The organism is Sulfuricaulis sp. (assembly GCF_024653915.1).
GTDB lineage: Bacteria > Pseudomonadota > Gammaproteobacteria > Acidiferrobacterales > Sulfurifustaceae > Sulfuricaulis.
The window spans coordinates 122,770-141,566 of sequence record NZ_JANLGY010000022.1 but is presented as its reverse complement, the minus strand read 5'-3'; the positions used below and the strand labels follow the sequence as shown (position 1 = coordinate 141,566).

Annotated in this window: 21 protein-coding genes; 5 read left to right on the top strand and 16 right to left on the bottom strand. The window is 59.7% G+C overall.

What is annotated here, in order from left to right; all coding sequences use genetic code 11:
• Positions 1 to 50: 50 nt before the first annotated feature.
• The 16 genes from NUV55_RS11505 to cutA form a co-directional block, all read right to left on the bottom strand.
• The gene (locus NUV55_RS11505; RefSeq protein ID WP_296673133.1) at positions 51 to 452 is read right to left on the bottom strand and encodes an acyl-CoA thioesterase; all 402 of its coding nucleotides are present in this window, start codon (positions 450 to 452) and stop codon (positions 51 to 53) included.
• A complete protein-coding gene (gene hemF / locus NUV55_RS11500; RefSeq protein ID WP_296673131.1) occupies positions 449 to 1,372 on the bottom strand; it encodes an oxygen-dependent coproporphyrinogen oxidase in 924 nt (307 codons plus the stop codon). The genes NUV55_RS11505 and hemF overlap by 4 nt, the downstream gene beginning before the upstream one ends.
• A 5-nt stretch (positions 1,373 to 1,377) precedes the next feature.
• Complete coding sequence (locus tag NUV55_RS11495) at positions 1,378 to 1,923, bottom strand: Sua5/YciO/YrdC/YwlC family protein (RefSeq protein WP_296673130.1); 546 nt, start codon at positions 1,921 to 1,923, stop codon at positions 1,378 to 1,380.
• Entirely contained in the window at positions 1,920 to 3,260 is a 1,341-nt protein-coding gene (purD, locus tag NUV55_RS11490; protein ID WP_367280412.1) for a phosphoribosylamine--glycine ligase, read from the bottom strand. The genes NUV55_RS11495 and purD overlap by 4 nt, the downstream gene beginning before the upstream one ends.
• A gap of 2 nt (positions 3,261 to 3,262) precedes the next feature.
• The gene (locus NUV55_RS11485; RefSeq protein WP_296673127.1) at positions 3,263 to 3,685 is read right to left on the bottom strand and encodes a GNAT family N-acetyltransferase; all 423 of its coding nucleotides are present in this window, start codon (positions 3,683 to 3,685) and stop codon (positions 3,263 to 3,265) included.
• 3 nt (positions 3,686 to 3,688) lie between these two features.
• Complete coding sequence (gene purH / locus NUV55_RS11480; protein WP_296673125.1) at positions 3,689 to 5,260, bottom strand: bifunctional phosphoribosylaminoimidazolecarboxamide formyltransferase/IMP cyclohydrolase; 1,572 nt, start codon at positions 5,258 to 5,260, stop codon at positions 3,689 to 3,691.
• Positions 5,261 to 5,340: 80 nt separating this feature from the next.
• On the bottom strand, positions 5,341 to 5,583 hold the full coding sequence (fis, locus tag NUV55_RS11475) for a DNA-binding transcriptional regulator Fis (RefSeq protein WP_296673124.1): 243 nt from the start codon (positions 5,581 to 5,583) through the stop codon (positions 5,341 to 5,343).
• Positions 5,580 to 6,566 carry a tRNA dihydrouridine synthase DusB gene (dusB, locus tag NUV55_RS11470; RefSeq protein ID WP_296673122.1) on the bottom strand — a complete coding sequence of 329 codons (987 nt, stop codon included), beginning with the start codon at positions 6,564 to 6,566 and terminating at the stop codon, positions 5,580 to 5,582. The genes fis and dusB overlap by 4 nt, the downstream gene beginning before the upstream one ends.
• Before the next feature lie 127 nt (positions 6,567 to 6,693).
• Complete coding sequence (locus NUV55_RS11465) at positions 6,694 to 7,500, bottom strand: zinc-ribbon and DUF3426 domain-containing protein (RefSeq protein WP_296673121.1); 807 nt, start codon at positions 7,498 to 7,500, stop codon at positions 6,694 to 6,696.
• Between the two features lie 9 nt (positions 7,501 to 7,509).
• Complete coding sequence (prmA, locus tag NUV55_RS11460) at positions 7,510 to 8,403, bottom strand: 50S ribosomal protein L11 methyltransferase (RefSeq protein ID WP_296673119.1); 894 nt, start codon at positions 8,401 to 8,403, stop codon at positions 7,510 to 7,512.
• A gap of 44 nt (positions 8,404 to 8,447) precedes the next feature.
• Positions 8,448 to 9,788 carry an acetyl-CoA carboxylase biotin carboxylase subunit gene (accC, locus tag NUV55_RS11455; RefSeq protein ID WP_296673118.1) on the bottom strand — a complete coding sequence of 447 codons (1,341 nt, stop codon included), beginning with the start codon at positions 9,786 to 9,788 and terminating at the stop codon, positions 8,448 to 8,450.
• Positions 9,789 to 9,791: 3 nt separating this feature from the next.
• Positions 9,792 to 10,235 carry an acetyl-CoA carboxylase biotin carboxyl carrier protein gene (accB, locus tag NUV55_RS11450; RefSeq protein ID WP_296673116.1) on the bottom strand — a complete coding sequence of 148 codons (444 nt, stop codon included), beginning with the start codon at positions 10,233 to 10,235 and terminating at the stop codon, positions 9,792 to 9,794.
• A gap of 9 nt (positions 10,236 to 10,244) precedes the next feature.
• Positions 10,245 to 10,685 carry a type II 3-dehydroquinate dehydratase gene (aroQ, locus tag NUV55_RS11445; RefSeq protein ID WP_296673115.1) on the bottom strand — a complete coding sequence of 147 codons (441 nt, stop codon included), beginning with the start codon at positions 10,683 to 10,685 and terminating at the stop codon, positions 10,245 to 10,247.
• 208 nt (positions 10,686 to 10,893) lie between these two features.
• The gene (locus NUV55_RS11440; protein ID WP_296673113.1) at positions 10,894 to 11,466 is read right to left on the bottom strand and encodes a TlpA disulfide reductase family protein; all 573 of its coding nucleotides are present in this window, start codon (positions 11,464 to 11,466) and stop codon (positions 10,894 to 10,896) included.
• Between the two features lie 22 nt (positions 11,467 to 11,488).
• A complete protein-coding gene (dsbD, locus tag NUV55_RS11435; protein WP_296673112.1) occupies positions 11,489 to 13,780 on the bottom strand; it encodes a protein-disulfide reductase DsbD in 2,292 nt (763 codons plus the stop codon).
• Positions 13,780 to 14,106, bottom strand: coding sequence for a divalent-cation tolerance protein CutA (gene cutA, locus NUV55_RS11430; RefSeq protein WP_296673110.1), 327 nt, complete (start codon positions 14,104 to 14,106; stop codon positions 13,780 to 13,782). Before cutA ends, dsbD begins: the two co-directional genes overlap by 1 nt.
• A gap of 145 nt (positions 14,107 to 14,251) precedes the next feature.
• Here cutA and NUV55_RS11425 point away from each other — a divergent pair, with 145 nt between their 5' ends.
• From NUV55_RS11425 to NUV55_RS11405, 5 genes are all read left to right on the top strand, one after another.
• The gene (locus NUV55_RS11425) at positions 14,252 to 14,689 is read left to right on the top strand and encodes an FxsA family protein (RefSeq protein WP_296673108.1); all 438 of its coding nucleotides are present in this window, start codon (positions 14,252 to 14,254) and stop codon (positions 14,687 to 14,689) included.
• Between the two features lie 179 nt (positions 14,690 to 14,868).
• The gene (gene groES / locus NUV55_RS11420; RefSeq protein WP_296673106.1) at positions 14,869 to 15,159 is read left to right on the top strand and encodes a co-chaperone GroES; all 291 of its coding nucleotides are present in this window, start codon (positions 14,869 to 14,871) and stop codon (positions 15,157 to 15,159) included.
• Between the two features lie 32 nt (positions 15,160 to 15,191).
• Positions 15,192 to 16,844: a chaperonin GroEL gene (gene groL, locus NUV55_RS11415; protein ID WP_296673104.1), complete on the top strand. Its 1,653-nt coding sequence runs from the start codon at positions 15,192 to 15,194 to the stop codon at positions 16,842 to 16,844.
• 170 nt (positions 16,845 to 17,014) lie between these two features.
• Positions 17,015 to 17,707, top strand: coding sequence for a DUF4412 domain-containing protein (locus tag NUV55_RS11410; protein ID WP_296673102.1), 693 nt, complete (start codon positions 17,015 to 17,017; stop codon positions 17,705 to 17,707).
• Between the two features lie 13 nt (positions 17,708 to 17,720).
• A complete protein-coding gene (locus NUV55_RS11405) occupies positions 17,721 to 18,761 on the top strand; it encodes a hypothetical protein (RefSeq protein ID WP_296673101.1) in 1,041 nt (346 codons plus the stop codon).
• The last annotated feature ends 36 nt before the right edge of the window (positions 18,762 to 18,797 follow it).

Genomic DNA, 18,797 nt, shown 5'->3' with positions numbered 1-18,797 from the left:
AGAAAAGACTAGTGGTTGGTCGAGGTGCTGTCTACCCGCATCCGCGAAAGTCATTCCGGTGGCACCGGGCGTTTTTTTCTGTTTCCGTCTACCGCCACATAGGTCAGCACTGCCTCGGTGACCTTGACCACCTCGCCCGGATTCGGCGAACGCAGGCCACGTTCGGCATAGACCTCGACATCGACCGTGATGGAGGTGGTGCCGACTTTCACTACCGTGGCGTAAAAGCTGACCAGGTCGTTCACGAAAGCCGGTGCGACGAAATGGAAGGCGTTGACCGCCACGGTGACCACGCGGCCCTTGGCGCGGCGCACGGCCGCGATTGATCCGGCGATGTCCACCTGCGACATCACCCAGCCGCCAAAGACGTCACCGGCGGCATTCGTATCCTTGACCATGGGCACCAGCCGCAGCGTGGGTTGCCGGTCAGGGAGCTTCACGAGATCGGTCATTTGTTCTCCGTCGCGAGCCAATCGCGGGGTTTGAGGAAAATTTCATACAGTTCCGCTTCCGGGCTGCCGGGCGGCGGGGTCCAATCGTAACGCCACTTCACCAGCGGCGGCAGCGACATCAGAATGGATTCGGTGCGCCCGCCGGATTGCAGCCCGAACAGCGTACCGCGATCGTAAACCAGATTGAACTCGACGTAACGCCCGCGCCGGTAGAGCTGGAAATCCCGTTCGCGCTCGCCATGGGGCGCGCCTTTGCGTTTTTGCACAATGGGGAGATAGGCAGGCACGAAATGATCGCCCACGCTGCGCATGAAACCGAAGGCATGATCGAAGCTTTTTTCGCTGAAATCATCGAAGAACAGGCCGCCGATCCCGCGTGGCTCATTACGGTGTTTGATGAAGAAATATTCATCGCACCATTTCTTGAAGCGCGCGTAATTATCCGGGCCGAAGGCATCACAGGCGGCCTTGGCCGTGCGGTGCCAGTGGGCCGCATCTTCCTCGAAACCGTAATACGGTGTCAGGTCAAAACCGCCACCGAACCACCACACGGGGTCGGCCCCGGGTTTCTCGGCGCTGAAAAAGCGCACGTTGCAATGTGAAGTCGGAACATATGGATTGAGTGGATGAATGACCAGCGACACACCGAGCGCTTGGAACGAGCGCCCGGCCAGTTCCGGTCGGTGCGCGGAAGCGGAAGGCGGCAGATTTTTTCCATGGACATGCGAAAAATTCACCCCGGCCTGTTCAAAGACTTCGCCGTCTGCCAACATCCGTGATCGCCCGCCGCCACCTTCGGGCCGGTCCCAGGTGTCCTCGCGGAATTTTTGTTTTTTCTCTTCCTGTTCCAATGCGGCGCAGATACTGTCCTGCAACTTAAGCAGGTAGCTCTTGACAGCATTGACATCAATGGTTGTCATGGCATTTAACCCGGTCGCACCAGTACGCCGCTCACCGCGTCTCGGATGGGCGTGGGTGACGATGCATCGCCTACCTGTCCCGACAGGATAACATCCACTTCGTCCTTGAACTGGCGTGCGACTTCACGATCGGAGCGTATGGGTTTGCCACCACCACGGTTGGCGCTGGTAGAGACGATGGCCATGCCCGCGGCCCGGCACAAGGCCGCCGCCTGCTCGTGGGCGGTCACGCGCACGGCCAGCCGAGAATGTTCACCGGTGATCCAGCCGGGCACACCGTTACGAGGCTCCAGCAGCCAGGTATGTGGCCCGGGCCAAGTGGCGGCGACTGCAGGCGGAATGTCATCCACGTAGGGCGCCAGTTGTTCCATATTGGCAGCGAGCACAATCAGGCCCTTCTGCACCGGCCGGCGTTTTAGGCGCAGCAGCCGCAACACCGCCATACGGTTCATGGGGTCGCAGCCGAGGCCGAAACAATACTCGGTGGCGTAGGCAACCACGCCGCCTTTCTGGATGGTACGCGCGGCCTGGGCGACATCGCCGGAAATCACGGTGCGCGCTCGCGTGCAATGGCACGGTAGCCGATGTCGTGGCGGTACTGCACCTGGGACCATTGAATCTGGTTAACGACTTCATAGGCGCGCTTTTGAGCCGCGCCCACAGTGGCTCCGAGCGCGGTGACGCAGAGCACGCGCCCGCCGCTGGTCACCACAGAGTTGTCCTTCAGCGCCGTCCCGGCGTGGAACACCTTGGTCGCTCCCGGCATCCTGCCTCCCGCGACACTTGCTCGTCCCTGTGCGTCGCGATCGGTAATAGATTCGTCCGGCAGGCCGGTGATGACGTCGCCCTTGTGGTACGTGCCGGGGTAACCGCCGGCGGCCATGACCACGCCGAGCGCGGCGCGGCTGTCCCATTGGGCCTCGACCCGGTCGAGCTTGCCGTCGAGAGCGGCCTCGATGAGTTCGATAAAGTCCGACTTGAGGCGCAGCATGATCGGCTGGGTTTCCGGATCGCCGAAGCGGCAGTTGTATTCGAGTACTTTGGGCGTGCCGTCGAGGCCGATCATGACGCCGGCGTAGAGAAATCCGGTGTAAGGGTGTTGTTCCTGGCTCATCCCGCGCACGGTCGGTTCGATCACCTCGCGCATGATGCGCTGGTGCATGGCAGGCGTGACCACGGGCGCCGGTGAATATGCCCCCATGCCGCCGGTGTTGGGGCCGGTGTCGCCGTCACCGACGCGTTTGTGATCCTGCGAGGTAGCCAGTGGCAGGATGTGTTCACCATCCACCATGACAATAAAACTCGCCTCTTCACCAGTGAGAAATTCCTCGACCACCACGCGGTGCCCGGCATCGCCGAAGGCGTTGCCCGCGAGCATGTCGCGCACCGCCGCCATGGCCTCATCCGTGGTCTGCGCGATAATCACACCCTTGCCGGCGGCGAGGCCATCGGCCTTGACCACGATAGGGGCGCCAACCTTCTTGATGTAGGCCTCGGCCGCAGCGACTTCCGTGAAGTTGCCGTAGGCGGCGGTCGGAATTTTGTGACGCGCGAGAAAATCCTTGGTAAAGGCCTTCGAGCCTTCGAGTTGGGCGGCGGCCTGGGTCGGGCCAAAGCAGCGCAGCCCCGCGGAGCGAAAACGGTCCACTACTCCGAGCACCAGCGGCGCCTCGGGACCGACGACGGTGAGATCGATTTTGTTTTGCTGTGCGTAGTTGAGCAGACCGTCCACGTCCTCCGCGGCGATGGCAACATTCTCGCATTGGGCCTCGCGCGCGGTGCCAGCGTTGCCGGGCGCGACAAAGACTTTTTCGACCTTGGGCGACTGTGCGATTTTCCACGCCAGCGCGTGCTCGCGTCCGCCGCCGCCAATGACGAGGACTTTCAGTTTCATTTAAGTTTCAGCGCAAAGTGATGGCAGGTGATGTCCAGGCGATGTGCGAGATAGAAACGATGGGCACCGAAGCGCTGCACGCCGGAATCGAGATGAAATTCATCGCAATGATTCTGTTTCGCCTGTGCTACCAGCCAGTCCAAAAGCTGGCCACCATGCCCGCGTGAGCGCATGGCCTCCGCCGCGACCAGATCGTCCACGTAGAGAATCTTGCCCCAAGCCAGCGTTTCGAGATAGCGGAACCCGGTCACGGCGCACACCGCTCCCGCCTCTTCCAGATAGGCCAGATGGAAGCCCGTAGCCTGCTGTTTTCGTACCCGCGCCGGAAAGTCAGCAGCTTTGAGATGCGGTCGCAACTCGACCATGACCGGGTAGCAGCGCGCGATGTCGGCCTCGTTCTCGGCGAGCGCGATTTTCATCGTTCAGTGGCGGAAGTGGCGCATGCCGGTGAAGACCATGGCGATGCCATGCTGGTCAGCAGCCTCGATAACCTCCTTGTCACGCATCGAACCGCCCGGCTGGATGACGGCACTGACACCGACTTCGGCGGCCTGATCGAGCCCGTCACGAAAGGGGAAGAACGCGTCCGAAGCCATGACGCAGCCACGCACTTCCAGGCCGGCATCAGTGGCCTTGATCGAAGCGATGCGCGCACTGTAGACGCGGCTCATCTGGCCGGCGCCCACGCCGATGGTGCGACCCTCCTTGCAGTACACGATGGCATTGGACTTGACGTACTTGACTACTTTCCAGGCGAACAGCAGGTCACTCAGCTCCTGTGGGTTCGGCTTGCGCCGGGTGACGACCTTGAGTTCCTTTTCCGTGATCTGTCCGTGGTCGGCATCTTGAACCAGCAGACCACCAGTGACACGCCGGTAGTCCAGTTGCGGCGGGCGCGCGGCGCCCCAAGCGCCGGTTTCGAGCACGCGCACATTGGGCTTGCCTGCGAGAATGGGTTTGGCGTCGTCATGGACTGAAGGCGCGACGATAACCTCCACAAACTGGCGCTCGAGGATGGCCTTGGCCGTGGGCGCGTCCAGCGGGCGATTAAAGGCAATAATGCCGCCGAAGGCCGAGGTCGGGTCGGTGACATAGGCATGCTTGTAAGCGTCGAGCACGGTATCGGCGATGGCGACGCCGCAGGGATTGGCGTGCTTGACGATGACGCAAGCGGTTTCCTCAAAAGACTTCACGCATTCCAGCGCCGCATCGGCATCGGCGATGTTGTTGAAGGACAGCTCTTTGCCTTGCAGCAGCCGTGCCGTGGCGACGCAGGCCTCGGTCGGACGTCGCTCCACATAGAACGCCGCTTTCTGGTGCGGGTTTTCGCCGTAGCGCATCGCCATGGCGTGAATGAATTGCGCACTGAAAGTGCTCGGAAAATCGGCGCGCGCGCTGCCCGGTTGTTCACGCCCGAGGTAATTCGCGATGGCCCCGTCGTAGGCGGCCGTGTGCGCGAAGGCCTTGGTCGCGAGATGAAACCGGGTGGCGTCGCTCACGGACCCTTTCCGGGTCTTCATTTCCTCGACGACCAGATTGTAATCGGTGGCGTCCACGATGACGGTCACCGCGCCGTGGTTCTTGGCCGCCGCGCGCAGCAGCGTCGGGCCGCCGATGTCGATGTTTTCAATCGCGTCAGCCAGCGTGCAATTCTTGCGCGCGACGGTTTCCTCGAAGGGGTACAGGTTGACCACGACCAGATCGATGGGCGGGATGTTGTGATCTCGCATGGTCTTCGCATGGCTATCCAGGTCACGCCGCCCGAGGATGCCGCCGTGAATCTTCGGGTGCAGTGTCTTGATGCGCCCGTCGAGCATTTCTGGGAAGCCGGTGTAATCCGAGACTTCCATCACTGGCACGCCGTTGTCGGCCAGCAGTTTGGCGGTGCCGCCGGTGGACAGAATTTCGATATTATGGTTTTTCAGCGTGCGCGCGAATTCGACCACGCCGGTCTTGTCGGAAACGCTGATCAGCGCACGCCGGATGGTCGTCATAAGAAAGCGCGGGACGGAGAAGACAGAAGTTGGAAAGGGCGTATTTTAAGTTCCGCCGCCCGTGTCCGCAATCGCGGGATTCAGTCGAGCTTGTGCCGCTTGAGTTTTTTACGCAGGGTATTGCGGTTGATGCCGAGCATGGCGGCTGCCTTGCTCTGGTTGCTTTTGACGTGGCGCATGACGATTTCGAGCAGCGGCCGTTCTACCTCGGCGATGACCATGTCGTAGATGCCCGAGGTTTTCTCACCGTTGAGGTCGTTAAAGTAGCGTTCAAGCGATTGCTTTACGCAGGGGGCCAGCGGTGCCTTGCGGTCTTTGGTCATGCCGCGAGCTCCATCGATTCCGCATGGCGGTCAAAGAACTCCCGCACCATCGCGAGCTGCGCTTCGCGCGTCTCTACCTGGTTGACGCGGTGGCGAAAGGCGGCGCCATCGCGCAGACCCTTGCTGTACCAGGAGATGTGCTTGCGCGCCATACGCACACCGCTGTATTCGCCGTAGAACGCGTACAGGGTTTCGAGATGATCCAGCAGCGTGTCGCGCACCTCGGTGACCGGCGGCGGCGCGAGTCTCTCGCCCGTCATCAAATAATGTTCGATTTCCCGGAAGATCCAGGGATTGCCCTGGGCGGCACGACCGATCATGAGGCCGTCGGCGCCCGTGCGGGCAAGCACGAAGGCGGCTTTTTCGGGTGTGCTGATGTCGCCGTTGGCAATAATTGGTATTCGCACCACCGACTTGATGGCGGCGATGGTGTCGTATTCGGCCTCGCCCTGGAAGGCGTCGGCGCGCGTGCGCCCGTGTATGGCAAGCGCCTGGATACCGTTATCTTCGGCGACGCGCGCGATGGCCGCGCCATTCCTGTTAGCGCTGTCCCAACCGGTGCGGATCTTGAGTGTTACCGGAACATCGACGCTTTTCACGACGGCATCGAGAATATCAGCGACGAGTTTTTCGTTCTGCATCAGCGCCGAGCCGGCGTACACATTGCAAATTTTCTTCGCCGGGCAGCCCATATTGATGTCGATGATTTGCGCGCCGTTATCCACGTTGTAACGCGCGGCCTGTGCCATCATCGCGGGATCGCTGCCAACGATTTGCACGGCGCGCGGGTCTTCCTCGCCGGTGTGATCGGCACGGCGCAGGGTCTTTTTGCTGCCCCACAGCAGGGAATTCGACGACACCATTTCCGAGGCGGCCATGCCGGCGCCAAGCCGGCGGCACAGGCTGCGGAAGGGCCTGTCGGTGACTCCGGCCATGGGCGCGAGGAACAGATTATTTTTCAGTTTGTACGGTCCGATTCTCATGATCGGTTTTCTCTACCTGGTTACGTCGCGAAAGGGCGGCAATCTTAACCAAAAACTCCAAGCGCAGGGAAGAGGGCACGCGATGAACGGTGAAATGAATATACATATTGGTGTGGAGCGCCCTGTTTCAGTGTGTGACCAAGCGGATTTCGTAGCCGACGGCTTTTCCCTCGGGATTAATGACATCCAATAGTGCGGTGGCGACCACGTTTGGCGTCAACACGCCCTCCAAAGGTGTCTCTGAATATTGAATAGGCGAAAAAGTCCGGCGCGCGATGACATTCCCGGCGTTGCTGGTGAGACTTACTTCCATCCACGGGTAGTCCTGGCGGAACGCAGCGCGATTGACCAGCGTGGCGCGTATGCGCAGGGCGTTCTCATATTGTGGATGCGGCGCGATGCTGGTTTGAAGCAACTCGATGCGCCCCACGTCCCGCAACGGTTGCAATTTACACCCCGTATAAAGACAGATATCCACCAAATAGGGCCGCCAGGTCGGGATGGTGGCCAGTTCATTGCGGTAGAAATACACGAACTGACCCGCGAGCAGCATTAGCAAGGTGAGGCTTCCGAATCCCCAGAGCAGGAAGCTGGAGCGCAGCCGTGGTTTGGCGAACAGCGGTTGTTTGGTGACGATGGGAATGCCCGCCTCTTGGGCTAATTTTTCGTCGATGGTCCGGAGCTTGTCGATGCGCCGTCTCCCGGAGCGGCGCCTGCTTTTTCCAGAACGTCTGCTTTTATCTTTTTTTGTCGCCTCGGGTTCTTGAGACAGTACGGCTTCTGCCTGATTGGAATTGGGCTTTTCTTGCAACAGCCGTTGCTCGGCATGAAAGACCGCGGAGCAGATGCCGCAGCGCACCATGCCGCCATGCACTTCAAGCTGCGCAGGCGTGACCTTGAAGGTCGTGAGGCAGGCGGGGCACTGGGTGTACATTTTATGAGCTTAGCCGACTTCAGCCTGTTTGCGCCCGGCCAGCAAGAACCATTTTTGTTTTTCACGGCGCGTGAAATCAAACGGCGGTTCGTAATGCGGCCGCACTTCCGTGGCCTGATCGTCCCCAAGCAGGCCCGACAGCACCAGCCACCCGCCCGGCCGCACGCGCGCTTTGATCTCCGGCGCCAGTTCGATCAGCGTGCCGAAAAGAATATTGGCAATCACGATATCGGCCTGGAAATTTTGTGGCAGCTCGGACGGGAGCATGACTTGCATTCCATGGTGAATCCCGTTGTGTGTAGCGTTGCGGCGCGTAACTTCGAGCGCCTGCGCGTCGATGTCCACGGCATAAGTTTCATGTGCGCCAAGTTTGAGCGCGGCAATGGAAAGAATTCCCGAGCCACAGCCGTAGTCGAGCAAAGTTTTGCCCGCCAGCGTTTGTTCCGAAAGCCATTCGAGGCATAGCGAAGTAGTGGGGTGATCGCCGGTGCCGAAGGCCAGCCCCGGATCGAGGATGATATTGATCGCTGAGGGTTCGGGCGCTTCGCACCAGCTCGGCACCACCCACAGATTATGTCCAACCTGCAGCGGCTTGTAATGCGCCATCCAAGAGTGCGCCCAGTCCTCGTCGCCGAGCAGGTCGATTTCGTGTGGCGGCGTTTCCGCGACGCCCATCAGCTCGCGCACACGCGCGAGAGTGTCTTCAGTGTTGGTATATTCCGGGAACAGTCCGGTGACCTTGACCTGCGACCACAGCGGATTCTTGTCCCAATGGGTTTCGAAGATCGGCTGATCGGCAGCATCCTCGAGTGTCACCGAAATCGCGCCCCATTCCTCCAGCGCTTCCACGAGTGGTTGGGCGTGAGTTTTAGCGACGTTCAGCTTCAGTTTCAGCCAAGGCATGGAACGGTGTCATAGAAACTCATACAACCTTGCCCGATCTGGGTTCAGAGACCTAGCTTTTTTTGCAGGTAGTGGATATTCACGCCGCCACGGATGAAGGCGGCGTCGTTCATGATGTCCTGGTGCAAGTGAATGTTGGTCTTGATGCCTTCCACGACCATCTCGGACAGGGCGATGCGCATCCGCGCCAGCGCTATCTCGCGCGTGTCACCGAAGGCGATGAGCTTGCCAATCATGGAGTCATAGAACGGTGGCACGAAGTAATTGGTGTACGCGTGTGAGTCCACGCGAATGCCGGGCCCGCCTGGCGCGTGCCAGCCGGTGATGCGCCCCGGTGAGGGGATGAAATTCTTCGGGTCTTCGGCATTGATGCGGCATTCGATGGCGTGCCCGCGCCAGATTATATCTTTCTGACGGTAGGCCAGTTTCTCGCCGGCCGCGATGCGCAACTGCTCGCGCACGATGTCCACGCCCGTAACCATTTCCGTGACCGGGTGTTCAACCTGGACGCGCGTGTTCATTTCGATGAAATAGAACTCGCCATTCTGGTACAGGAACTCGAAGGTGCCGGCACCGCGGTAGTGGATCTTGCGACAGGCCTCGGCACAGCGCTCGCCCATTTTGTGCCGCAGTTTTTCGGGGAGGCCCGGCGCCGGGCTTTCTTCCACCACTTTCTGGTGACGGCGCTGCATCGAGCAGTCGCGTTCGCCCAGGTGGATCGCGTGGCCGTGGGTGTCGGCCAGCACCTGGAATTCGATGTGGCGCGGGTTATCGAGGTACTTCTCCATGTAGACCGTGTCGTTGCTGAAGGCGGCCTTGGCTTCGGATTTGGTGAGCGTCAAGGCATTGAGTAGCGCGGCCTCGGTATGCACCACGCGCATGCCCTTGCCACCACCACCGGCGGAGGCCTTGATCAGCACCGGGTAGCCAATGTCCGCGGCCATCCGGTGAATTTCCTTGTCGCTGCCAGTGACCGGCCCATCGGAACCGGGTACGCAGGGCACGCCGGCCTTTTTCATGGCCCGGATGGCGGAGATTTTGTCGCCCATCAGGCGGATGGTTTCGGCGCGCGGGCCGATGAAGATGAAGCCGCTCTGTTCCACGCGTTCGGCGAAATCGGCGTTCTCCGAGAGAAAGCCGTAGCCGGGATGGATCGCCTGGGCGTCGGTGACTTCGGCGGCGCTGATGACGGCCGGGATATTCAGGTAACTGTCGGCCGCACGCGGCGGCCCGATACACACCGACTCGTCCGCGAGCTTGACGTACTTGGCCTCACGGTCGGCCGTGGAGTACAGGGCCACGGTGCGAATGCCGAGGGCGCGGCAGGCGCGCTGTATACGCAGCGCGATCTCGCCGCGGTTGGCGATAACCACTTTCTCGATCATGGCTTACTCGATGATGAACAGGGCCTCGCCGTATTCCACCGGCTGGCCGTTTTCCTTGAGGATGGCCTTGACGACACCGGCCTTGTCGGACTCGATCTCGTTCATCATCTTCATGGCCTCGATGATGCACAGGGTGTCACCGACATTGACCTGGCTGCCGATATCGACAAAGGACGGGGCGCCGGGTGTGGAAGAGCGGTAGAAGGTGCCGACCATGGGCGAGGCGACGGCGTGACCTGCCGGGGCCGCAGGGGCAATGGCAGCTGCCGGAGCCAATGCGGGAGCGGGATGCGCGGGCGCCACGTGTGCCGGCGTCATGTGCACGACCGGGCTACCCGTGGGACTCCGGCTAATGCGGATAGCCTCCTCGCCTTCGCGAATTTCGATCTCGGCGAGGCTCGATTCCTCCAGCATCTCGATGAGCTTTTTGACTTTACGTATATCCATGCGTCTTCCCTATTTTTTTAATCGTTCAATGGCGGCGGACAGCGCCAGTTCGTAGCCTTGGGCACCGAGGCCGCTGATCACGCCGACGGCGAGATCGGAAAAATACGAGTGTTTGCGGAACTGCTCGCGTGCGTGCACGTTGGACAGATGCACCTCGATAAACGGGATATGTGCTGCCGCCAGCGCGTCGCGCAGTGCCACGCTGGTATGGGTGAACGCCGCCGGGTTTAGCAGCACAAACGCCACCTTGTCTTTCATCGCCTGCTGCACCCGCTCGACCAGCTCATGCTCCGCGTTGCTCTGGTAAAAACTCAGGCGATGTCCGGCGTGCTCGCCCAGCTTGGCCAGTCGTTGATTGATGGTCTCCAGCGTGGTGGTGCCGTAATGTTCCGGTTCCCTTGATCCCAGCAGATTGAGATTGGGGCCGTTCAGTACCAGGATTTCAGCCATGTTCTATTAGAGTCATTAAAGGAATTCCGGAATTTGGCGGGAGGAACTGTGCCAAATTGCATTTAATTTCCGTGTTACTGCTGTTATTTGTCGTTATCTCCATCATTTTCACATTGTGCATGTGAAAATGCTTTTTGTCCAGCCATGGGGGTAATAATACACGATAGACGAAGTTAGGCCAAATTAGCCCTAAGATTGCGGATAATATCTAGGAAGTTTGGAGTTTTTCTGTCTTGACCGCGCCAATCAACGGCTCTATCAGGCTTTCGAGTTCGTTCTTGTTGAACGGACCCAGTTTACGCACGGCGATCGAGCCGCTGCGGTCGATGATAACAGTAAACGGCAGGGCGCCGGAGCTGTTCCCGTAGCGGGCGACCAGATCGAGGGTATCATCGGCGCCCATCAGGACAGGGTAATTAATGCCGGCGGACCGGCTGTACAGCATCACTGCCGTCTTGTTGTCGATAGCCACTCCAAGTATCTGCAGACCGTCCGCCCCATGCTTTTTCTGAAGTTCGACCAGCAAGGGAATTTCCTCACGGCACGGCGGGCACCAGGTGGCCCAGAAGTTCAGCACAATGACCTTGCCGCGCCATTCATCGAGGGAGTGTTTTCTTCCATCGAGTTCGGGCAGGGTGAAATTAATCATCTCGCCGCCACCGTAGGATAGCGTGGTGGTGACCTCCTTTTCCGAGCGCAAGGATTGGGCCGCCCAATAGCCGCCCACCAACGCCAGTACCGCCAGAATCAGCAGCAGGAAATTTTTAAAAGTGGGTGACATCCGTCAGGCAGAATGCCCGCGGTCAGACTTGGCGCAACAGGGCAAAAAATTCATCCACGTTGCGGAAGCCATAAGTGCGGAGTTCCCGGCGCTCTTGTCCATTGGCGGAAAAGAATAGCATGGCCGGCGGTCCGTAAACACCAAAGCGTTGCTTGATCGCCTTTCCGTCCGGGTGGTTCGGGTCGGTCACATCAATCTGCAGCATCACAAAACGCTGGCGCAATTCCGCACGCACGCGCGGGTCGGCAAAGGTGGCCTTTTCCATGCGCAGGCAGTCGGTGCACCAGTCGGCGTAGTAATCCACGATCACCGGCTTGCCCGCAGTTTTGGCGGCTGCCAGCCGGCTTTCGAGGTCGCTCAGATTGCTGACCCGGACGAACAAATGCTCCTCCGCGGGGGCCGAAGCACCCGGCATCACGCCGGAGGAAAACGAGGATAGCGGCAGTGGATTGAGGACGTCGCGATTCCCGGCGAAACCGCCAAGGAACGCCAGTATGCCCCAGATCAGCAGGAAGGTGCCTGAGCCTTTCCAGAGGTAACGCCAGCCGCTCGCGTGCTCGGGCAGGCTCTGGGTGGCACCGAGATAGACGCCGGAGACGATGAAGAAGGCCGCCCACAGGAACAGCACCGGTACCTGCGGCAGGTAACCCAGCAGGTAGATGGCGACCGCGATCAACAGCGCGCCGAAGAAATGCTTCACGCTATCCATCCACTTGCCCAGCTTGGGCAGCAGGAATCCGGCGCCAATGCCGAGCGCCACCAGGATCGCGCCCTGTCCGTGTGCCAGCGAGAACATGATGCTGGCACCGAGCAACGGATCTTTTGCGGCGATCGCCGCGCCGAGCACCGAGACCAGTATTGGTGACACGCAGGCGCCGATGATGAGCGCCGAGATCAGGCCGAGGATGAACGCCCCGATCAGTTCGCCGCCGAACCATTGTTTGACGTGGCCATGCATGCGCGCTGAGTGATGGTGCAGCAGTGACTGGATCGAGGAGGGCACTTGCAGTTGATAGAATCCGAACATGGACAGCGAGAGCAGCACCAGGAGGCCGGCGAAGATACCGATGGCCGAGGGGGTCTGGAAGTAAGCCTGTAGCTGATCCCCGGTGGCGCCGGCGACGCCGCCGGCGACGGCGTAGGTGAGCGCGGTGCCGAGCACGTAGGTATACGAGAGCAGCCCGCCGCGTAGCTTGGTGATCTGTGTACCTTCGGTGCCCACGATGATGCCCGACAGGATCGGCACCATGGGCAGCACACAGGGAGTGAAGGTGAGCAGCAGACCCGCGCCAAAGGCCGCCAGCACAGCGATAACGAATTTGCTCATGTCGCGTGAGTCCGCGTTGCCGGGTATTGAATGCGACAGGATCGAGGTGCCTGCCACGCTCAACACGCCGCCACGAAATTGCACATCGTAGGTTTTGGTTGTCGGCGGGTAACAGATGGCAACACCTTTTTCGGAGCAGCCCTGGTAGGTCAGCTTGAGTTGCATGTTCCGGTCAACGGCGCCGAGACCTGTAACCGGAAGGGTGACCTCAAAGTCTTTTTCGTAAACTTCGGTCTTGCCGATGAACTCGTCATTTTTGGTTTTGCCCGGCGGCAGGGTGATGTTGCCAAGACGCACATCGGAAATCGGTGCACCATCGGCCGTCACCAATTCGAATTTGGTTTTGTCACGGTAGAGATAACAGCATTCGTCGATGTCGATGCGCGCCAGCAGTGTCGCGTTGTCGTGTGCCATGACGCTGACCTGGAAGGCCTGCTCCGGATCCACCGGTTCCTGTTCGCCGCCTATGGGCGCCAGACGGCGAGTGAGATCTTTGAGCGATGAAATTTTGTCGGTTATTACTGTGGCCGGTGTGGTGGAGGAGACGGGCTTCGTCTTGCCCGGCGGTAGTTTGAAATCGACTTCCTTGATGATGGGCGGGTAGCACACACCCACCGGTTCATTGCATCCCTGCGAGGTGATGCGCAGGCGTGCCGTGTTGGTGCCCTCGGCGCGTGTGAACGGCAGGCGAATCTTGACAGCCTTGGTGTAAGTTTCGACTTCGCCGAACAACGGATCCTGTTTTTTCTTGCCGCGCGGGAAAACCGGGTTCTTCAGCTGGGTGCCGTCCAGTGTTTCGAACTTGAATTTGTCCCGGTACATGTAGTAGCCGGGGGCAATTTTCCAGCTGGCTTCGAGCGTGGTGGCGTTGAGTGTGCGCGTGGTCAGGCGGAAGGCCTGGTCGCCCTCGAGCAGTTCCTCGTCGGGCGCGGCAGCATGCGCTGGAGACAACAGCAGGAACAGCAAGGCAAGGAGGGATTTCATCATTATGTTTTATCCGGGTTGCGAATCCAGGCGAGATAGTCAGGGAGGCCGTCGGCAATAGGGACCGCGATCACCTCGGGAAGTTCATAGGGGTGCAGCTCCAGAATGCGTTTCTGGATGGAGCGAAACGCGCGCGCCATGGATTTGATGATTAGTAATTGCTCGGTCGCCGATTCCACTTTGCCTTTCCACAAGTAAATCGATTTGGCGATGGGTAGTATGTTGACGCAAGCGGCGAGTCGTTCCGTCACCAGAGCCTGGGCAACGCGTTCCGCCGCCTCGGTATCGGGACAGGTTGTGAGGACCAGTTGGTATTTGTGCCGTTTCATCAGGTTGGCGTTCCATTGCCCGCCTTCATGACGGCGCGGGATTCCGATTTATTCATTGTAGCGAAAGCGCGTTGAATGCGCCCCGGATGCGAGGTGGCAGCTAACCGGGTTATGCTGCGGTTTTGACAGTGAAGGATACGGCCTGATGCTTTTTCTGTTGTTGCTGGCGATACCGGTGGCCGAGATCGCGGTATTTGTTCAGGTCGGTTCGCTGATCGGCGTAGGCGCGACCCTGCTGCTGGTGCTCGCCAGCGCCGTATTCGGCATCTGGCTGGTTCGTACACAAGGCTTCGCCGCCGCCACCCGGGTCCAAGCCATGATTGCCCAGGGCGAGTCACCCGCCCTGGGCATGCTGGAAGGACTGGCCTTGCTGGCGGCCGGAGTGCTGCTGCTGATCCCGGGATTTGTGACTGACTTGGCCGCCTTTGTCCTGCTGATCCCTCCCCTGCGACGCGGGATCATCCGGTTTTACCTGGGCCGTGCCCGTCTGGTGGGCAGCGTTACCCACCATTCTCACGGGACACCCGGGACGGACAAGCCCGGAAGCACCCCCTTGGAGGGGAAATCCCGCCGGGAAGACTGATTTCTTCCCCCCGGTTGACAAGAAAACCTCGCCGATTATCATTAGCACTCTCTTGAGCCGAGTGCTAATATCCCCGGCACCCGGATTTTAAGGGTTTTTATGTATCCCAAGCCGTACTGGAAAGATCACTAAAGGAGCACAACATGAGTGTACAAGCCGCTAGCAAAGGAGAACCATCCGTGAAAATCCGTCCGCTGCACGACCGCGTGATCGTGCGACGTCTCGAAGAAGAGCGTAAGTCGCCCGGCGGTATCGTCATCCCCGACAGCGCCAAAGAAAAACCGATCCAGGGCGAAGTTGTCGCCGTGGGTCATGGCAAGATTCTTGAGGACGGCAAGCTGCGTCCGCTGGACGTCAAGGTCGGAGACAAGATCCTCTTCGGCAAGTATTCCGGCACCGAGGTCAAGATCGGCAACGAAGAACTGCTCGTGATGCGTGAAGAAGACATCATGGGCGTGGTCGAGAAGTAATCAACCCAAACGAATTTTGAAGAGAGGAAACTATGGCTGCTAAAGACGTTATATTCGGCGATCCCGCCCGCACGCGCATGCTGCGCGGCGTAAACATCCTGGCCGACGCGGTGAAAATTACCCTCGGTCCCAAGGGCCGCAACGTGGTGCTGGAAAAATCCTTCGGCGCCCCGACGGTGACCAAGGACGGCGTCAGCGTCGCCAAGGAAATCGAGCTTAAAGACAGATACGAAAACATGGGCGCGCAGATGGTGAAGGAAGTCGCTTCCAAGACTTCCGACGTGGCCGGCGACGGCACCACCACTGCTACCGTGCTGGCACAGGCGATGCTGCGCGAGGGCCTGAAGTCGGTGGCCGCGGGCATGAACCCGATGGACCTGAAGCGCGGTATCGACAAGGCCGTCACCGCGGCGGTCGCGGCGCTGAAGAAAATCTCCAAGCCCTGTTCCGACCCCAAGGAAATCGCCCAGGTGGGCACCATCTCCGCCAATGCCGATGAATCCATCGGCAAGATCATCGCCGATGCCATGGCCAAAGTCGGCAAGGAAGGCGTGATCACGGTTGAGGAAGGTTCCGGTCTCGATAACGAACTGGATACCGTGGAAGGCATGCAATTCGACCGCGGTTATCTGTCGCCGTACTTCATCAACAAGCAGGAGACGATGAGCGCCGAGCTCGAGAATCCGTCAATCCTGATTTACGACAAGAAAATCTCCAACATCCGCGAAATGCTGCCGATCCTGGAAGGCGTGGCCAAACAGGGCCGTCCGTTGCTGATCGTTTCCGAGGACGTCGAGGGCGAAGCGCTCGCGACCCTGGTGGTCAACAACATTCGCGGCATCCTCAAGGTCTGCGCCGTGAAGGCCCCGGGCTTTGGCGATCGCCGCAAGGCCATGCTGCAGGATGTCGCTATCCTGACGGCGGGCACGGTGATCTCCGAGGAGCTCGGCATGAGTCTCGAGAAAGCTGACGTTAGCCTGCTCGGTTCCGCCAAGCGCGTGGTGGTGGACAAGGAAAACACCACGATCATCGATGGCGCCGGCAAAAAGGTGGACATCGAAGGGCGCATCAAGCAGATCAAGGCCCAGATCGAAGAGGCCAGCTCCGATTACGACAAGGAAAAGCTGCAGGAACGCATGGCCAAGTTGGCCGGCGGTGTGGCCGTGATCAAAGTCGGCGCCGCGACCGAAATGGAAATGAAAGAGAAGAAGGCGCGCGTGGAAGACGCGCTGCACGCGACCCGTGCCGCGGTGGAAGAAGGTATTGTCCCGGGCGGTGGTGTGGCTCTGGTGCGTGCCGTCACGGCAATCAAGGGGCTCAAGGGTGACAACCATGACCAGGACGTCGGTATCCAGATCGCGATCCGCGCGATGCAGGAACCGTTGCGCCAGATCGTGGAAAACGGCGGTATCGAAGGTTCGGTGGTGTACCACAAGGTCGCCGAGAGCAAGGAGACCAACTACGGTTATAACGCCGCGACCGACGAGTACGGCGATATGCTGAAGATGGGTATCCTCGACCCGACCAAGGTGACGCGTACCGCGCTGCAAAACGCGGCCTCCGTCGCCGCCCTCATGATCACGACCGAAGCCATGGTCGCCGAATCGCCGAAGGAAGAATCTCATGGCGGTGGTGGCATGGGCGGGATGGGCGGAATGGGTGGCATGGGCGGGATGGATATGTAATTGCCGTTCCGGCATACGCGGTAAATCGAAAGGCCCCGGCAACGGGGCCTTTCTTTTTTCCCTTCCCCATCTCCCCTGGAATATCTGTCGCTGGCAATTTCCTTCAAATTGGATGATGATTTCCCGCGTCTGCTGCTTTTCAAGGCAAACCAATCACCTAAGGAGGAGCTATGCGCACAAAAACATTGATGTTTGTGGCCGGCCTGTTCATGGCGGGCAGTGTCGCCGCCGCGGCGGAAGGACCCAAGGTTGAGTACTCGGCCGACTCCTACATGGAGACGGCCGAAGGGACGATGGAGGGGAAGGTCTACTCCGCGCCCGGCAAGGAACGGCGCGAATCCGTGCAGCAGGGCGAGAAGATGATCACGATCATGCGCCACGACAAGAAGGTCATGTGGATGCTGCAACCCGAAGACAAAACGTACATGGAGATGAAGATGTCCAAGGGGGGCCGCAAGGATGATCTGAGCAGCTACAAGATGGAAACGACCACGGTCGGGCCGGAGACGGTCAATGGCGTGAAAACCACCAAGAGCAAGATGATCATGACCGGTCCCAAGGGGGACAAGCTGGGCGGGTTCGGGTGGCGGACGAAGGAAGGAATCGTGGTGAAGATGGACGCCATTGCCGTGGACAAGAAGAGCAAGGAGCGCATCAAGAGCGAGCTCAAGAACCTCAAGGTTGGCAAGCAGGATTCTTCGCTGTTCGAGATCCCTTCCGATTACACCAAAATGGATATGGGCATGGGTGGTATCGGCAAGATGATGATGGGCGATGACGACAAGGATGACAACAAACAACCGAAAGAGAAGGGCAAGAAGAGTGGCTTCGGCTGGAAAGACGCTGTTGATCTTCTGAAGTAGGTGGGGAACGATCATGAATGCGATGATGAAAAATGCTTTTATCGTGGCGATAGCGCTCGCGTCCGCCACGCTGGTGAGGCCGGTATTCGCCGAATTCGGGGTGGACTGTCACGACCCGAAACATGTGAAATTGAAAATTGCGGCGAAGAAGACTTACGAGGACATGCTTGCGCACGACAAGGCCGGGAGGACAAAAGCGGCCTTCGATGCCGCCAAGAACCTCGTCCCCGACTGCGCCAGCAATAACAAGCAGGAGATTGGGCGCATGGAGGCAGCTAAATTGGCGGTTCTCAGGAAAACGAGCCTCAAGCTGGGCGAGCAGGCCGAGAGCAAGGGACTCTTCACCGAGGCCTACAAGTACTTCAGCGAGTACTACCATGGAATCGCCGCGGACCGGGTGCAGATGAAAATCGCCACGGCGAAGCCCGGCGATTTCGAGACCGTGCGCACCGGCGTCAACTACTTCCGCAACACGCAGAAATACCTGAGCAGGAGTACCGCCGAGGCGATGGATGCCGACCGCGATGCGCGCGTCAATGCGATCCCCGGCCATCTCGACAAGCTTCGCGCCATCGCGACGAAAAATGGCGAGAAATTCCTGGCCGACGAGGACAAAATTTTTAACGCGCGCAAAACATCCGTGGCAGCGAAGGGCAATACGCTCGCCGAGCTAAACAAGGCGAGAGACTGGCTTGGTCTCTTCGGACAGGAGAATCGCGCGAACGATCGGGCGGTGAAGCGCGGCGACACCCTGCTGGCGGACGACTCCCGGAAATCGCTTGAGCTCGCGATCTCTTATTACTCGTTCCCGATTGACGACTTCAGGGAGAAGCGGGCCCAGAAGGTCAAGGACAAGGCGCGCCGCCTGGGAGACGCCCACCTGAAGAAGGGCGAAAAGCAAATCGCGGCAGATTATTACAATCTTGCCGGACTCGGCGACAAGGCCTCGAAACTGGAGGAGTCCCACGAGGCGGAAAAGGAGAAGGCCGAGACCAAGCGCCAGGGCCAGTTCAAGAAGGACCAGAAATCGCTCGAAGAGGAACTCGGGCTCTGACGCCGCGCGCGTCATGAAACGCCGGCGCCCGCCGGT

Coding starts and splice junctions, on each gene's coding strand:
- NUV55_RS11505 (WP_296673133.1), bottom strand. CDS start 452: ATGACCGATCTCGTGAAGCTCCCTGACCGGCAACCCACGCTGCGGCTG.
- hemF (WP_296673131.1), bottom strand. CDS start 1,372: ATGACAACCATTGATGTCAATGCTGTCAAGAGCTACCTGCTTAAGTTG.
- NUV55_RS11485 (WP_296673127.1), bottom strand. CDS start 3,685: ATGAAAATCGCGCTCGCCGAGAACGAGGCCGACATCGCGCGCTGCTAC.
- purH (WP_296673125.1), bottom strand. CDS start 5,260: ATGACGACCATCCGGCGTGCGCTGATCAGCGTTTCCGACAAGACCGGC.
- fis (WP_296673124.1), bottom strand. CDS start 5,583: ATGACCAAAGACCGCAAGGCACCGCTGGCCCCCTGCGTAAAGCAATCG.
- dusB (WP_296673122.1), bottom strand. CDS start 6,566: ATGAGAATCGGACCGTACAAACTGAAAAATAATCTGTTCCTCGCGCCC.
- NUV55_RS11465 (WP_296673121.1), bottom strand. CDS start 7,500: ATGTACACCCAGTGCCCCGCCTGCCTCACGACCTTCAAGGTCACGCCT.
- prmA (WP_296673119.1), bottom strand. CDS start 8,403: ATGCCTTGGCTGAAACTGAAGCTGAACGTCGCTAAAACTCACGCCCAA.
- accC (WP_296673118.1), bottom strand. CDS start 9,788: ATGATCGAGAAAGTGGTTATCGCCAACCGCGGCGAGATCGCGCTGCGT.
- accB (WP_296673116.1), bottom strand. CDS start 10,235: ATGGATATACGTAAAGTCAAAAAGCTCATCGAGATGCTGGAGGAATCG.
- aroQ (WP_296673115.1), bottom strand. CDS start 10,685: ATGGCTGAAATCCTGGTACTGAACGGCCCCAATCTCAATCTGCTGGGA.
- NUV55_RS11440 (WP_296673113.1), bottom strand. CDS start 11,466: ATGTCACCCACTTTTAAAAATTTCCTGCTGCTGATTCTGGCGGTACTG.
- dsbD (WP_296673112.1), bottom strand. CDS start 13,780: ATGATGAAATCCCTCCTTGCCTTGCTGTTCCTGCTGTTGTCTCCAGCG.
- cutA (WP_296673110.1), bottom strand. CDS start 14,106: ATGAAACGGCACAAATACCAACTGGTCCTCACAACCTGTCCCGATACC.
- NUV55_RS11425 (WP_296673108.1), top strand. CDS start 14,252: ATGCTTTTTCTGTTGTTGCTGGCGATACCGGTGGCCGAGATCGCGGTA.
- groL (WP_296673104.1), top strand. CDS start 15,192: ATGGCTGCTAAAGACGTTATATTCGGCGATCCCGCCCGCACGCGCATG.
- NUV55_RS11410 (WP_296673102.1), top strand. CDS start 17,015: ATGCGCACAAAAACATTGATGTTTGTGGCCGGCCTGTTCATGGCGGGC.
- NUV55_RS11405 (WP_296673101.1), top strand. CDS start 17,721: ATGAATGCGATGATGAAAAATGCTTTTATCGTGGCGATAGCGCTCGCG.